Annotated in this window: 11 protein-coding genes; 7 read left to right on the top strand and 4 right to left on the bottom strand. The window is 53.0% G+C overall.

Annotated elements, in window-relative coordinates; genetic code table 11:
* Window positions 1-12: 12 nt before the first annotated feature.
* Both ACO064_RS25365 and ACO064_RS25370 read left to right on the top strand, forming a co-directional pair.
* Window positions 13-1,383: a Gfo/Idh/MocA family protein gene (locus ACO064_RS25365; RefSeq protein ID WP_421829992.1), complete on the top strand. Its 1,371-nt coding sequence runs from the start codon at window positions 13-15 to the stop codon at window positions 1,381-1,383.
* Window positions 1,384-3,099, top strand: a complete 1,716-nt coding sequence (locus tag ACO064_RS25370; protein WP_421829993.1) for a hypothetical protein — start codon at window positions 1,384-1,386, stop codon at window positions 3,097-3,099.
* A gap of 39 nt (window positions 3,100-3,138) precedes the next feature.
* Here the strand turns inward: ACO064_RS25370 and ACO064_RS25375 are convergent, their stop codons facing one another.
* On the bottom strand, window positions 3,139-3,777 hold the full coding sequence (locus ACO064_RS25375) for a 3-keto-disaccharide hydrolase (protein ID WP_421829994.1): 639 nt from the start codon (window positions 3,775-3,777) through the stop codon (window positions 3,139-3,141).
* A 147-nt stretch (window positions 3,778-3,924) separates the two neighbouring features.
* On the opposite strand from ACO064_RS25375, the gene ACO064_RS25380 reads away from it, so the two are divergent.
* Window positions 3,925-5,571, top strand: coding sequence for a sensor histidine kinase (locus tag ACO064_RS25380; RefSeq protein WP_421829995.1), 1,647 nt, complete (start codon window positions 3,925-3,927; stop codon window positions 5,569-5,571).
* Window positions 5,572-5,614: 43 nt separating this feature from the next.
* On the opposite strand, the gene ACO064_RS25385 is transcribed toward ACO064_RS25380, so the two are convergent.
* Window positions 5,615-6,547 carry a ThuA domain-containing protein gene (locus ACO064_RS25385; RefSeq protein WP_421829996.1) on the bottom strand — a complete coding sequence of 311 codons (933 nt, stop codon included), beginning with the start codon at window positions 6,545-6,547 and terminating at the stop codon, window positions 5,615-5,617.
* 222 nt (window positions 6,548-6,769) lie between these two features.
* On the opposite strand from ACO064_RS25385, the gene ACO064_RS25390 reads away from it, so the two are divergent.
* Window positions 6,770-7,141, top strand: coding sequence for a response regulator transcription factor (locus ACO064_RS25390; RefSeq protein ID WP_114405938.1), 372 nt, complete (start codon window positions 6,770-6,772; stop codon window positions 7,139-7,141).
* A gap of 262 nt (window positions 7,142-7,403) precedes the next feature.
* Here the strand turns inward: ACO064_RS25390 and ACO064_RS25395 are convergent, their stop codons facing one another.
* On the bottom strand, window positions 7,404-7,592 hold the full coding sequence (locus tag ACO064_RS25395) for a hypothetical protein (RefSeq protein ID WP_133299806.1): 189 nt from the start codon (window positions 7,590-7,592) through the stop codon (window positions 7,404-7,406).
* A gap of 129 nt (window positions 7,593-7,721) precedes the next feature.
* Between ACO064_RS25395 and ACO064_RS25400 the strand changes: the two genes are divergently transcribed.
* From ACO064_RS25400 to galU, 3 genes are all read left to right on the top strand, one after another.
* A complete protein-coding gene (locus ACO064_RS25400) occupies window positions 7,722-10,304 on the top strand; it encodes a GH116 family glycosyl-hydrolase (RefSeq protein ID WP_421829997.1) in 2,583 nt (860 codons plus the stop codon).
* Between the two features lie 318 nt (window positions 10,305-10,622).
* On the top strand, window positions 10,623-11,618 hold the full coding sequence (locus ACO064_RS25405) for a mevalonate kinase family protein (protein WP_421829998.1): 996 nt from the start codon (window positions 10,623-10,625) through the stop codon (window positions 11,616-11,618).
* Between the two features lie 107 nt (window positions 11,619-11,725).
* Window positions 11,726-12,595, top strand: a complete 870-nt coding sequence (gene galU, locus ACO064_RS25410; protein WP_114405935.1) for a UTP--glucose-1-phosphate uridylyltransferase GalU — start codon at window positions 11,726-11,728, stop codon at window positions 12,593-12,595.
* A 245-nt stretch (window positions 12,596-12,840) separates the two neighbouring features.
* Here the strand turns inward: galU and ACO064_RS25415 are convergent, their stop codons facing one another.
* The gene (locus tag ACO064_RS25415; protein ID WP_421829999.1) at window positions 12,841-14,139 is read right to left on the bottom strand and encodes a DoxX family membrane protein; all 1,299 of its coding nucleotides are present in this window, start codon (window positions 14,137-14,139) and stop codon (window positions 12,841-12,843) included.
* Window positions 14,140-14,143 lie beyond the last annotated feature (4 nt).

A 14,143-nucleotide genomic window follows, 5' to 3' on the forward strand; every position in this document is an offset into this window, starting at 1 on the left:
ACCTTCAAGTAAATGGATCTTTTTAACATCAATCGACGTCGTTTTCTACAGGGCGCCACGGCGTCGCTCGCTCTTTCTACGCTGGGTGCTTATGGGATGGATGTACTCCATCAGGGAAAAACCTGGCGTGTTGCCCTGATCGGAACCGGCTGGTACGGTAAAAGTGATTTGTTCCGGTTGATTCAGGTCGCTCCCGTAGAGGTTATTGCGCTTTGCGATGTCGACAAAAACCAATTGGCAGCCGCGGGAAAACTGGTCAGCCAGCGGCAAAAATCCGGCAAAACGCCCAAACTATACGGTGATTACCGGAAATTACTGGCCGAAAACGAACTGGATATTGTTCTGGTCGGAACGCCGGATCATTGGCATTCGCTACAAATGATCGATGCCGTGAAAGCCGGGGCGCACGTCTACGTGCAAAAACCGATCAGCGTGGATGTTATGGAAGGCGAAGCGATGGTGGCTGCCGCCCGGAAATACAAAAAAGTGGTGCAGGTCGGAACGCAGCGCAAAAGCACTCCGCACCTGATCGAAGCCAAAAAAAATATTGTCGATGCCGGTTTGCTCGGTAAAATATCGCACGTTGAAATGACCTGCCATCTCCACATGCGGGCCAACGGCAATCCTCCGGTGACGGCGGTTCCTGATTTTCTGGATTACGAAATGTGGACGGGACCAGCTCCAATGCGCCCCTACGACGGACTGCCCCACATCCGGTGGTGGCGGACCTTCAAAGAATACGGCAACGGCATCATGGGCGATATGTGCATTCACATGTTCGATACCGTTCGCTGGATGCTGAAACTCGGCTGGCCGACCCGCATCAGTTCGCAAGGCGGAATTTATGTGCAGAAAGATGGTAAGTCCAATATTCCCGACACGCAGGCAGCGGTTTTTGAATATCCTGAATTGAACTGCGTCTGGTCGCAGCGGAGCTGGGGAACAGCCACCAACCCCGATTATCCGTGGTCATTTACACTGTACGGCGAAAAAGGCACCTTGTGGGCCAGCACCATGCAGTACGATTTTATCCCGCAGGAGAAAGGCGGACAAAAAATCCACAAAGACGTTATCTACGAAAAAGAGAAATACCCGGAAGATCTGACCGAAGAACGCATCGAGTTGAATGCTGCCCCGGCCACCCGTCTGCACATGATCGACTTTCTGGCCGCCATCGAAAAAAGCGGCCGACCGGTTGCCGACATCGAAGAGGGACACATTTCGACCGCGAGTTGTATTCTGGCCAATATTTCCATGCAAACCGGCCGCCCGATCGTCTATGATCCGGTGAAACGGGAGGTGGTCGGCGACCGCGAAGCGACGGGTCTGCTGACGCGTCCGTACCGGAAACCGTGGATTCACCCTGATCCTAAAAAAGTATAGATGGATCGACGAACATTCGTAGGCATAGCAACCGCAACGGTTTGCAGCCTGCCTACCCTGACTACGGCCACGTTTGCCCGTTCCTATGCCGCTGCGCCCGACACCAAACCGTCGTGGCTGCTGGAGGTCATTAAAGCGAATGACCAGCAAATCGCACAAATCCGGGCAAATCGCATCAAGGAACCTGCCCATCCGGCTTTCGGGGGCTTAAAAGATGGGGATGACATTTTTAACCCGCAGTCTACCGCCGATTTTGTCCGGCGGAATGCCTGCGCCATTTCCTGCCCGGAATCGACGTTTTACCGGTCGAAAGAACTCCTGACCGAAACCGGTCAGGCGGTAAAATATCTGCTGAAAATCCAGCATTCGGACGGAACCATAGACTTGTTCTCGACCAACTTTCATTCGACGCCCGATACCGGTTTTATTGTCAAACGGCTTACCACGGCGTATACCTTGTTGAACCGGTCCGGAACGCCGGGGCTGGAAACGGTTTTGCCTGATTTGAAAACTTTTCTGCAACGGGCGGGTGAAGCGTTGACGGTGGGCGGTATTCACACACCGAATCACCGCTGGGTGGTTTCGGCGGCTTTGACCAAGCTGAACACGCTCTGGCCCGATGCCCGGTACGTAAAACGCATCGAGCAATGGCTGGGTGAACACATCGACATGGATGCGGACGGGCAGTATAACGAGCGCAGCACGCTGGTTTATTCGCCCCTGACCGATCGTTTGCTGATCACGATTGCCAAAGGAATGAACAAACCGGAGATTCTGGACTACGTGCGGAGAAACCTGGCGATGACGCTTTACTACATTCACCCGAACGGGGAAGTAGTTACTGAAGCATCAAATCGGCAGGACAAAGCGCTGGTTGGCACGATGGAAGGGTATTATTATCCCGCCCGGTATTTGGCCTTGCACGACAAAAACGGCGAACTGGCGGCTTTGTGCCGTCAAATTGAGAAAACCGTACTGCTCAAAGGCGTTCATTTTCTGGATTATTACCTGGAAGATCCCACGTTCTGGAGTGAATTGCCCGCCAGCAAACCGCTGCCCACCAACTACGTAAAAGCTTTTCCGCATTCGGGTCTGGTTCGGGTTCGGCGCGGGAACTGGGACGCTACCATTTTAAAGGCCAGCCCGGTTTTTCTCACCTTTTCGAAAGGGGAGGCTGTGTTGCAGGGGCTTCGGTTCTCGGCTTCGTTTTTTGGGAAAGGACAGTTTCAATCGGAAAATATCGAGAAGCAGGGCGATAGCTGGGTGTTGAGCCAATCGCTGGACGGTCCGTATTATCAGCCGATTGCCAGAGAAAAAATTGATCCGGCCGGTGATTGGGTGAAAATGCCGCATGCCAGCCGTAATAAAAGCGAGGTTCAGCAGTATCAAGCGAAAGTAACCATTCGGGAAACCAGCAATGGGATGGAAGCGGATATTCAGATTACCGGAACCGAAAACGTCCCGGTTTCGGTGGAACTGATCTTCCGGGCGGGTGGCACCTTATCCGGTGTTACGAAGCATCCCAGCCGACCAAATGCATACCTCCTGTCGGCCGATTCCGGTTCGTATACGATCCAGAATGATACGATTACGTTTGGGCCGGGCAAGGCGTTACACAAGGGCGTGGTGCTGCGGGGCGCGCTGCCGCCGATGGATGCTCCTACGGTTTATCTGACCGGTTTTACGCCGTTTCAGCATACCATCAAATTTTCGTAAAACAGACGGCCCCCAAATCGAACGATTTGGGGGCCTATCTCAGCGTAATTCTTCCAGAAGCAGGTCCTTGAAATGCACTTCTGCCTTGCCACCGCCGTGGATTTGTAAACCAATCAGCCCTTCCTGCGGGATGCTTGGGTCCGGTTCCGTGTAGTCGACCGTTTGTTTTCCGTTCAGGTACAGCCGGATCCGGCGGTTTTCGGCCCGGATTTCGTAGTCGTTCCAGTCGTTGGGTTTCAAAATCTTTTTAACCAGCATCGAATCCGGGGCAATCAGCGTTTTGTTCCGGCGCGATTCGTCGTATAAACTGGCCCAGTACCCTTTCCCCAGATCGGCCTGATAGCCCGTCATTTCATAGGCGGGATTGGTGAGCCGTTTGCTGCGGAATTGCACGCCCGTGTTGATAAAACCGTCTGTTCCGAGCAGTTTGAATTTTACCCGCAAAATGAAGTTGGCGTAGGGGCGCGTGGTGCATAAAAAATCGTTATGCGGTACGGTTTCGGTGAGGGAGCCACCCACCAGGGCACCGTCCCGGATGCGCCAGGTCTTGAGCGTGTCGCCCTCCCAGCCCCGGAACGTTTTGCCATCGAAAAGCCGGACGGCTTTCTGGGGAGACCATGCTATGAATCCCACCAGAAGGGCACAACCGATGAGTATGGAGATGAGGGAAACTTTCATGAAATTAGCTGCGTATATAGGTTTAGGAACACAAATGACGGGTGTAAAAGAATACCAGACACGATCAAAGGTAGCTAAAATAGGATTTCCCCGCACGAATTGTGTTCTTTGATAAATTGACTTAGTTTGCTGAGTAAGCTGTTTGTTATGGAATACGATCCGGTCAATTCGTCTCTTTCAGATGCCTCCGGTGAAGGTGAAATGGGAGCCTTCATCCGCTCTTACGATTGGTCATCCACTTCCTTGGGTGCAAAGGATACCTGGCCTGCCTCTTTGCGGTCGACGCTGCATCTGCTGCTTCATTCCCGGTTTCCGATGGCGATCTACTGGGCTCCGGATTGGATCTGTCTCTACAATGACGCATTTCGGAGACTTCTCCCTGAAGAAGACAAGACACCAGTGGCGCTGGGCCAGCGGGCCGAAACCGTTTGGGCCGAAGCCTGGCCGCTGATCCAGCCGCTGATCAATCAGGCTTTTGATGGCAGAGCCACCTGGCGCCCGGATCAGCTTTTGCCAGGGCTTCACCCGGAACAACGTCAGGAGATTTATTGGACCGCCAGCTACAGCCCGGTTTTTGATGAGGGGGGGCAGTCGGTGGGGGTATTGGTCACCGGACTGGAAACAACGGAATCCGTGGCGCTTCAAAAAAGGATGGAAGCGCTAACCCGCAGCGAGGAACGGTATCACAAAATGGTCGATGAAGTGCAGGATTATGCCATTCTGTTGCTGGATCGGGAGGGCATCATTCTCAATTGGAACAAAGGAGCCCAGCGGATCAAAGGGTATTCTGAGGCCGAGATTATTGGGAAAAGTTTCTTGGTTTTTTATCTGCCGGAAGACCGCGCCCGAAAACTTCCTGAAAAGTTGATTGCAGAAGCCTTCGAACAGGGGCGGGCCCGGCACGAAGGCTGGCGAATCCGCAAAGATGGCAGTGTGTTCTGGGGCAGCATCGTCATCACGGCTTTGCACGATGAACAGGGGGGCATCATTGGCTTTTCCAAAGTTACCCGGGATTTGACTGAGAAAAAACTGGCGGAAGATCAACTGCTGCAATACTCGCGGGAACTGGAAATTCAGAACAAGGAACTGGAACAATTTGCCTACATCGCTTCACACGACCTGCAGGAGCCACTGCGGAAAATTCAGACATTTTCGGGTTTGTTGAAGGAGAACCTCGATCAGGCAGAAATGGCCGACCGCTACCTGACCAAAATTGAGGCTTCGGCACAACGCATGTCGAAACTCATCAAGGAGGTGCTGAATTACTCCCGGCTTGCGATTCTGGAAGAAGAGTTTGTGGAGGTAGACCTCAACGAAATTCTGCAACATGTGCTGATTGATTTTGAATTGCTCATCGAGCAGAAAGGTGCTGTGGTTCGGGCGGACGACCTGCCGGTGATCGATGGAATTCCGCTTCAGTTGAACCAGCTTTTTTATAACCTCCTGAGCAATGCACTGAAGTTTTCACCGCAAACCCCTCAGATTCAGATTACGTCAAAAATTCTCACGGCGGATGACGTGACCGAAGACATCGCATTAAAATCCTCGATAACGTATCTGCAACTCGTCTTTAAAGACAACGGGATCGGTTTTGATGAGCAGTTTTCCCAGCAGATATTCACTATTTTCCAGCGATTGAACAACAGCAAACACTACAGCGGAACCGGTATTGGTCTGGCCCTGTGTAAGAAAATTGTCGATAATCATCAGGGAGTTATCTACGCCCGGAGTACAGCCAATCAGGGGGCGGCCTTCTTTATCTACCTGCCCACTTCGCAGAAGCCGGTCGAGTAACCTTCCCAATGACAACCACGGGTTGAAATCAAGTAAATTGGTATCAATGCGGGCATTGATTCAGCCCCATTTCTTCTTTGGAAGGCGTGGCGGAGGAAACGCCCCCGGCGGGTACATCCACTTTAGCGACCCAGGCAATGGCGTTTAGCACCAGTTTACGAAAATTATCATCGGCCCAGACGCGGTGGTAATGGCCCCCGGTGATTCCAAATCCCCGGCCGCCGTTGGGGCGTTCGCGGCACCAGGCGGTATGTTGGGGCTGGCCGGCTTCGGCCCGGACCGCCGGATTGTTCTCGTGCGGGCCGTCTTTCCGGTTCAGCGTCGAAGCGGGCGGCACCGTCGTGAGCAGGGGCGTTACGCCGTCCAGATTCGGGCGAAACCGCATGTGGTAATACCATTCATCGTTGATCGTAAACGGTTGTACGCCCGTCGTAATGACGTGTTTTGGCAGGGTTTTATAGTCGGCGGTCCAGACCGGGTTTACCGACCAGAACGTTTCGAAATAGCCCCCGATCCAATCCAGAAAATAGTTGCCGACAGGGCCTTTCGGAACTTCAACGGCGTAGTGAATGCAGGCCAGCCCAACGCCTTTTTTCATCAAAGCATTCACCGATTCCAGGTGTTTGTTGATCAGGTGGCCTTCTCCACCATCGCCGTAAATGACAATCGCAGCCGCGTTGGTAAATGCCGACGGATCGGAGGGCCAGCCGTCGGAATAAACGACGGCGTCGACCGTGGGCATCGTTGCGTTCAGTCGTTGGGCCAGCAGCAGGCACCCGGCTTTGTGTTCGTGTTCGCCAGCTCCGTGGCTACAGGCACCCGCAATGAACACGATCCGCTTTTTGGCGGGGATGGTTGTCAGACTGCTGGACGGACAAAGGGAAGCGGGAAAGAAAGAGGCATCCGAAAACAAAACCGACAACAGATTTCCCAGACTGGATGCACTGAAAAAAAAAACGACTAAAAAAGCGCGCATAGCATTTTCCGGATGGGTTTGTGGACTAAAGGAATATACCTCATTTCCCTACTGAAACCCGGTTTGATTGGCACAGATTTGGAGGACCGGTCGGTTTTTAGGCCCAATACCGCAAACAAACTTTCTTGAACATTGGTCTGGTATTTGCCTGATAAAAGGAACGCAGGTAATCGTTGCCCAAATACGGTTTATAGAGCGTGTTCGTATTCCCACTTTTGTCGAATGAAGAAGTCGGTATTGGTAGTTGAAGACCAATCTTCTCAACGAAAACTCATGGTAGATGCCCTGCAACGGGCGGGATATGCTACTTTTCAGGCCGGCGACATTCAGCAGGCTACTCAAATTATGCACCAGCACAAGCTGGATGTGGTGGTTGCCGACATGCATTTGCCGTCCGGCGATGGGAGTGACGTGATCCGGGAAGTCCGGAAACTCCCGGCTTCGACCACGGCGGTTGTGGCGGTTTCGATTGATCTGGCGATCCTAAACCAGAACATTACCTCCCTGTTTCCGGCCGATGCCTACCTGTCTAAACCGTTTCATCCCCGGGAACTTCTGAAGATCGTGGAGGAACTGGTGGGCGTTTCACTTTGATTCGCTGGAATCCCAGGTTGATCAATTGTTGCCCCACATCGTCCGAAACCACCCAGTACTGACGCTCGTCGTTGGTAATAACCCAGAGGTTATCTTTCTCAAGACCATTGAGTTGTATCCAGATTTGGGCTTGTTCCGGATTATCAAATATAACAAGGGGTGTATCGATGGCTGTGGGTAAGGCTTGCAACACGGTAAATAAGGTATCTTCATTCATAAGGGTGGGCACGGGAAAAATCAGAATGGTGATGAAGGGGGTATGCTATCGAAAAAATTCATAGGACATCCAACCCAGCAAAATCGCTCCAAATCCAAATGCCAGCGCGGCCAGCAAACGCCGGCGAACTTTATCAGGGGATTTGGAGGAGTTGTGAATTGCCGAGTAGGCGTAATAGCCAGCGATTAAACTGTACAGGAATACTGAAACGCCAATCGGGTAGATGGATTTCATGGGAAAAGAAAACCGTTATGTGAACGTTGAATAACCAATGGACTAAGCTGACGGGTAAATTCTATCAAAAGATATGCCACTCCGGTTCGCATCTGCTTTCGTACCTTTACGGGATTAACCCCTGACCCGATGACTTTTTCCCGTATTTGCGTTCTGCTGCTGCTTGGCACCCGAACGGTTTTTGCCCAGTGGCAACCCGCGCCCTGGCCCGTCTTAAGACACTACGACCAAAATCACCTCTACAACATTGCACTGCCCCTGGGTGGCATCGGCACCGGTACGGTTTCGCTGGGTGGTCGGGGTGAGTTGCGCGATTGGGAAATCATGAACAAACCCGCCAAAGGTTTCAGTACCGTTACGGTGGGAAACAATGCGCCGTTTTTCGCCATCAACGTGTTGCCCGCCGATGGAAAGCCGATGACCAAAGCCCTGATCGGCCCCCTCGACCCCGCCGAATACCTGCACTACGAAGGCCGACCGGTCAATCAGCACGGTTTTCCCCGGTTTTCGGAAGCGTCATTCGATGCGGCTTATCCCTTTGGGCAGGTTCATTTGTCGGACGCCAGAATGCCGGTGAAGGTAACGGTTAAAGGCTTCAATCCGTTTGTTCCCGGCAATGCCGATGCGAGCGGTATTCCCATTGCCGTGCTGGCCTACGAAGTGACCAACACCAGCAAAGAACCGCTAACGGTGTCGGTTTGTGGTTCGATGCGCAATTTTGTCGGAAAAGACGGCAGTCGATCCCATAAAGACTGGAAGGGCGATGTGGTGCCAACTGGCGCAAAGAAGAATACCAATGTCTACAAAACCGGGGCGGGTTTTCAGGGGATCTACCTGTTTTCAGACAGCGTCAGTCGGCAGGACCCGGCCTGGGGAACCATCGCGCTGACGACCAACAGCCCGACAGGGGTGAGCTACCGCACCTCGTCGCGCTCGAACGACTGGGAAAATGCCATGCTCGATTTCTGGGATGATTTCAGCGCGGACGGGCAACTGACGGAGAAGACGAAACTGGTGGACGACGATCCGCTGGCGTCGCTGGCGGTGCAGAAAACCATCGCGCCGGGCCAAACGCAGACCTACACATTCTTTATCACCTGGAACTTTCCGAACCGACAGGCCTGGTCGTCGTTTTCGTCAAAGGCGGGGCAGGATGCCATTGGCAACTATTACTCGACGCAGTATGCCGACGCCTGGGAGGTGATGACGAAGACGTTGCCCCGTCTGCCGGTTTTGGAACAGAAAACGCTTCAGTTTGTCCAGGCTTTTTTATCCAGTTCGTACCCCGATGTGATCAAGGAAGCGGCCCTGTTCAACCTGGCTACGCTGCGCTCCCAAACCGTGTTCCGGATTCCGAGCGGGCATATGATGGGCTGGGAGGGTGTTTTTGACGAATTTGGCTCCTGTTTCGGCTCGTGTACGCACGTCTGGAATTATGAGCAGGCAACGGCTTTTCTCTTCGCCGATCTGTCGCAGTCGATGCGGGATATTGAATTTAACTACGCGACGAATCCGGAAGGCAAAATGAGTTTTCGGGTGATGTTGCCGTTGTCGAAAGCCCAGGATTGGAAAAACGTGGCCGCCGACGGTCAAATGGGCACCATTCTGAAGTTTTACCGCGACTGGCAATTGTCGGGCAATCCCGAATTTCTGCGGAAAAACTGGGAACAGGTCAAAAAAGTGATGAGCTACGCCTGGATCCAGGGTGGTTGGGATGGCAACCAGGACGGGGTGATGGAAGGCCGGCAGCACAACACGATGGATGTGGATTATTATGGTCCCAATCCGCAGATGGGTTTCTGGTATCTGGGCGCTTTGAAAGCCACTTCCGAAATGGCAACGGCCATGAAAGACCCGGCACTGGCTCAAAAGTGTGCGGATTTGTACCGGAAAGGCAGTGCCTGGATGGACCAGAATCTGTACAATGGCGAGTATTACGAACACAAGATCACCGATCCGAAAACGTTTGCCTTTCTGAATTGGGAAGGCAACCCGGACGTCCCGGTTCCGGATTACCAGTTGGGAAAAGGCTGTCTGGTCGACCAGTTGGTGGGGCAGATGATGGCGCACATGCTGGGGCTGGGCTACCTGGCCAAACCGGAACACATTCAGCAATCGCTGCAAAGCATCATGAAATACAATTACCTGGACAGTTTTTCCGACCATTTCAACAACATGCGGTCGTATGTTCTGGGCGACGAGTCGGGGCTGCTGATGGCCAGTTGGCCCAAAGGCCGACTGAAAGTGCCCTTTCCGTATTTTGCTGAGTCCATGACCGGTTTTGAGTACACGGCCGCCGTGGGAATGCTGTATGAAGGGCAAACGGAGAATGCTTTGACGTGTCTTAAAAGCATCCGCGACCGGTTCGATGGCCGCAAACGCAACCCGTTCAACGAGCCGGAATGCGGTCACCACTACGCCCGGTCGATGACCAGTTGGAATGCGGTGCTGGCCTGGAGCGGTTTTCTGTATTCCGGCGTAACTGAAACGATGACCTTTACCACCAAACCCGGGACCTATTTCTGGTCGAACGGGTCGGCCTGGGGAACCTGCACGATCCGTTCGGAAGGGGCAGAAAACCGGGTGAGTCTGGCGGTGCTGGACGGAAAAATCCGGCTTCGGCAGTTTGCCCTGCAGGGGGGCGGGAAACAGGTTTTTAAGCAGCGTCAGGAAGTAGCGGAGGGGAAAGCGCTGTCGTTTACGATCAAGTAATGCGGTGAAGCCCCGTCAGCGGTCGAAGACCCTGACAGCGGCTTCAATACGCGGCCTTGTCAATGTTTTCAACCGTTTAACGTAGCCGCTGTCAGGGCATTCGACCGTTCAATACGCAACCCTGTCAGGTTCAATACGTAGCCCTGTCAGGTTCAATACGTAGCCGTTGTCAGGTTCAATACGTAGCCGCTGTCAGGGTCTTCGACCGCTGACAGGGCTGCGTATATGCAGAATCCCGAGGCCGATCTCTCAGTTTTCATTGTTCATTAGTCATTTATCGCCTAACTTGCCGCCAAACGGTACCAATTAAGAAAACGCTTGATTATTGAAACTCGCGCCTATGCCCGCGCCGGGCTGTTAGGCAATCCATCCGACGGTTTTTTTGGCAAAACGATCTCGATTTCCGTGCGAAACTTCGGCGCGTCAGTGTCGCTGTATGAGTCACCGGAACTGAACATCGAGCCCCAGGAACAGGACACCAACTCGTTTCGGAGTATTTATCACCTGCGTGACGCCGTAGCTTCGCTGGGCTACCATGGCGGGGTGCCGCTCATCAAAGCGGCTCTCAAGCGGTTTTGTGAATACTGCGATCAGCATGGTCTACGGCTTCCCAACAAAAATTTCACCATTCGCTACAGCACCTCGATTCCGCGGCAGGTGGGGCTTTCGGGCTCCAGTGCCATCATTGTGGCGACGTTTCGGGCGCTGATGAAATTCTATCAGGTCGAGATTCCGCTGCCCCATTTGCCAACCCTGGTGTTGAAAACCGAGTCGGAAGAGTTGGGCATCACCGCCGGACTCCAGGATCGCGTCATTCAGTGTTACGAAGGATGCGTTTACATGAACTTTGACCGGGAATTGCTGGAAAAAACCGGCCACGGTGATTATGAACCCATCGAGCCGCGGTTGTTGCCCAAACTGTACATTGCCTACAAAACGTCGCTCGGCAAGCAGTCGGGGCGGATTCACAACGATGTTCGGTCGCGCTGGGACAAGGGAGAGGAACTGGTGGTCAAGACGTTACAGGATATTGCCGACGTCGCCCGTCAGGGGCGGGAGGCTATTCTGAATAACGAAATCAGTCAACTGCATGACCTGGTCAATCAAAATTTCGACCTCCGCCGACGCATCTACAACATTAGTGAAAGCAACCTGGAAATGATTTCGGCCGCCCGCCGGATCGGAGCCTCGGCTTCGTTTGCCGGTTCGGGCGGGGCCATTGTCGGTATTTACAAAGACGACGACATGCTGAATCGTCTGTTTGTCGAGATGAAACACCTGAACGCCCGCGTCATCAAACCCTACGTAGTTTAATTTATTGAGTGATTGAGTGATTGAGCGAATGAGTGAAAGAGCCAGGCTACTGATCCATTGCTTCACTCATCGTTTCGCTCAATCACTCAATTTCTCAATCACTCAATATGATAAAGAAAGCCGTAATTCCTGCTGCCGGATTGGGAACCCGATTTTTGCCGGCCACCAAAGCACAACCGAAAGAAATGTTGCCGATTATCGACACGCCCACGATTCAGTATGTTGTGCAGGAAGCCGTCGATTCGGGCATTGAAGATATTCTGATCATTACCGGAAAAGGCAAACGCTCCATCGAAGACCATTTCGACCGGAATTACGAGCTGGAAACCCGGCTGGAAGAGAAAGAAGATGAAGCGTTGCTGCTGGAAATGCGTCGGTTGTCGGACATGGCGGATATTCATTTTGTCCGGCAAAAAGAACTGAACGGCTTGGGCGATGCCATTTATTACGCCCGGCATCATGTTGGCAATGAGCCGTTTGCGGTATTGCTGGGTGATACGATCATGGATTCGGTGATTCCGGTGACCCAGCAATTGATCGATACGTATGACCAGTACCGCGGAACCGTCATCGCCGTGGAAGAAGTACCGGCCGACAAGGTCAACCGTTACGGAATTGTGGGCGGTACGGCCCTGAGCGACAGCATCATGGAGCTGAATACGCTGATCGAAAAACCGTCGATCAAAGCGGCTCCGTCGAATCTGGCCATCGCGGGCCGGTACATCCTGACGCCCGATATTTTTGCCGCCATCGAGCAGACCGCCAAAGGAAAAAACAACGAAATCCAGTTGACGGATGCCATGTTGTTATTGCTCAAACGCGAAAACATCTATTCGCACCGCATCGAAGGCAAACGCCATGACATTGGCAACAAACTGGATTTCCTGAAAACCACCGTTGAATTTGCGCTGAAACGCAAGGAATTCTCCGCCCCGTTTCTGGCCTTTTTGAAGGAAATCGTAGCCGCTCATTCCTGAGCAGGTTGAAACCCATCGCTACAATATGAGCCATCCCTCCGGGACTGAATAGCTACATCGCTCATTTATACCCCCGGTTGTACCGGGGGCTACAATATGATCATCCCTCCGGGATTACCAAATCCACTAAATCCCGGAGGGATGAATCATATTGTAGCGGTGGGTTTCAACCCGCCGAAAGAAGGCACCGCACCCCACAAAATCCCGGAGGGATGATCCATATTGTAGTCCCAGAACCGGCAAACCTACCGGTTCATGGGGTATTCGTTGATCCAGTGAAAACCCCGGTTTACCAACAGAAACTGCCGGATGTCCTGTTTTTTCAGCCGGACATAGATGGAATTGATTTGGTTGGATCCTTCCAGAATGAGGGAGTTTGTGTCCGGTTGCTGGTAGGTTAGCCGGTATTTGTGAGCCGTGTCGGAACGGGCATAGAAGACGGCTTGTAATTTGGCCGTATCCTGCTCAAAGGCATAGTTTCGCAGTGAATCATTCTTATACCGAACCGTCAGAGTCGGATAGCTTTTATACCCGCCAACCATTACCTGCCGCCAGCGCGTCGTGTCCGTCAGCATGGGTGCCAGGGTGTCGCCATTTAGTGCGAAGGTTTCGACCTGATACAGACCGTAAAGCGGGTGTTTGGGTGCGTGGTCACCGTATTGTTTTGCGGTGATAAAACCGCCATACGTCTGCCCATACAGCACAAAGCTGATCGCCAGCGTCTTAAATATGATTCGACCTGTCCGCCACCGGCGGGATGTTCGAAAAGGCGTCAGATCGAGAGCGGCTGCCGGGCGGTTTAACAAAAGAACATTCATCAGTCGCCAGCCGTCAGTGGTCAGGATAAACACCGCCATCAAGAGCAGATTCGACGAATACAGCTTCACCGGGACATCAAAGCAGAAGTTGATAGCGACGATATTACCGATAACCGCCACCAGGATAATGGCGCCCAAAGCCGTCGTTTTTCGGAACAAAAGCAGCGCGCCCCCGATGATTTCGCCCAGACCGGTAAACCAGTTGTAGGCCGTAGAATACCCCATGAACGTCCAGGCCAGTCCCATGGGCGACGATTGGCCGTAGGGTTCCATCAGCCGCGTGATGCCCGGAAACGGGAATTGGGTCTTGAAGACTTTGGCAAAACCGTACGTAAACATCGTAATGGCCAGGTAATACCGCAGCAACACCAACAGCCCGTACAGCAACGCGTTGTAGTTGGCCCGGTTTCGGTCGAGCACCGACCACACCAGGGTGGCCGCAAACGCCAGCACAACAAAACACAAAAGCTGAACGTAGTTGAACGTCGTGTCCCCGCTTCCGTTCGGGAAAACCGTGATTTCGTAGGGGAGATGTAGAAGCGTCCGGCCAACCCACGGCACCAGCGCATGCCAGAGGTCGTTGTAGGAACTGGTCAGGAAGTAGGAACCGGGCACATTGGAGAGCGGGAACGGAAAGACATAGAGCAGAAAATAGGCAAAGAAAAACCGGAAGGTCAGCTTTTGCGCCGGGTTCCACGGCAAAGGATGGGCAATGAACTGGGACATGGCA

The organism is Larkinella sp. (assembly GCF_965227735.1).
Taxonomy (GTDB): Bacteria; Bacteroidota; Bacteroidia; order Cytophagales; family Spirosomataceae; genus Larkinella.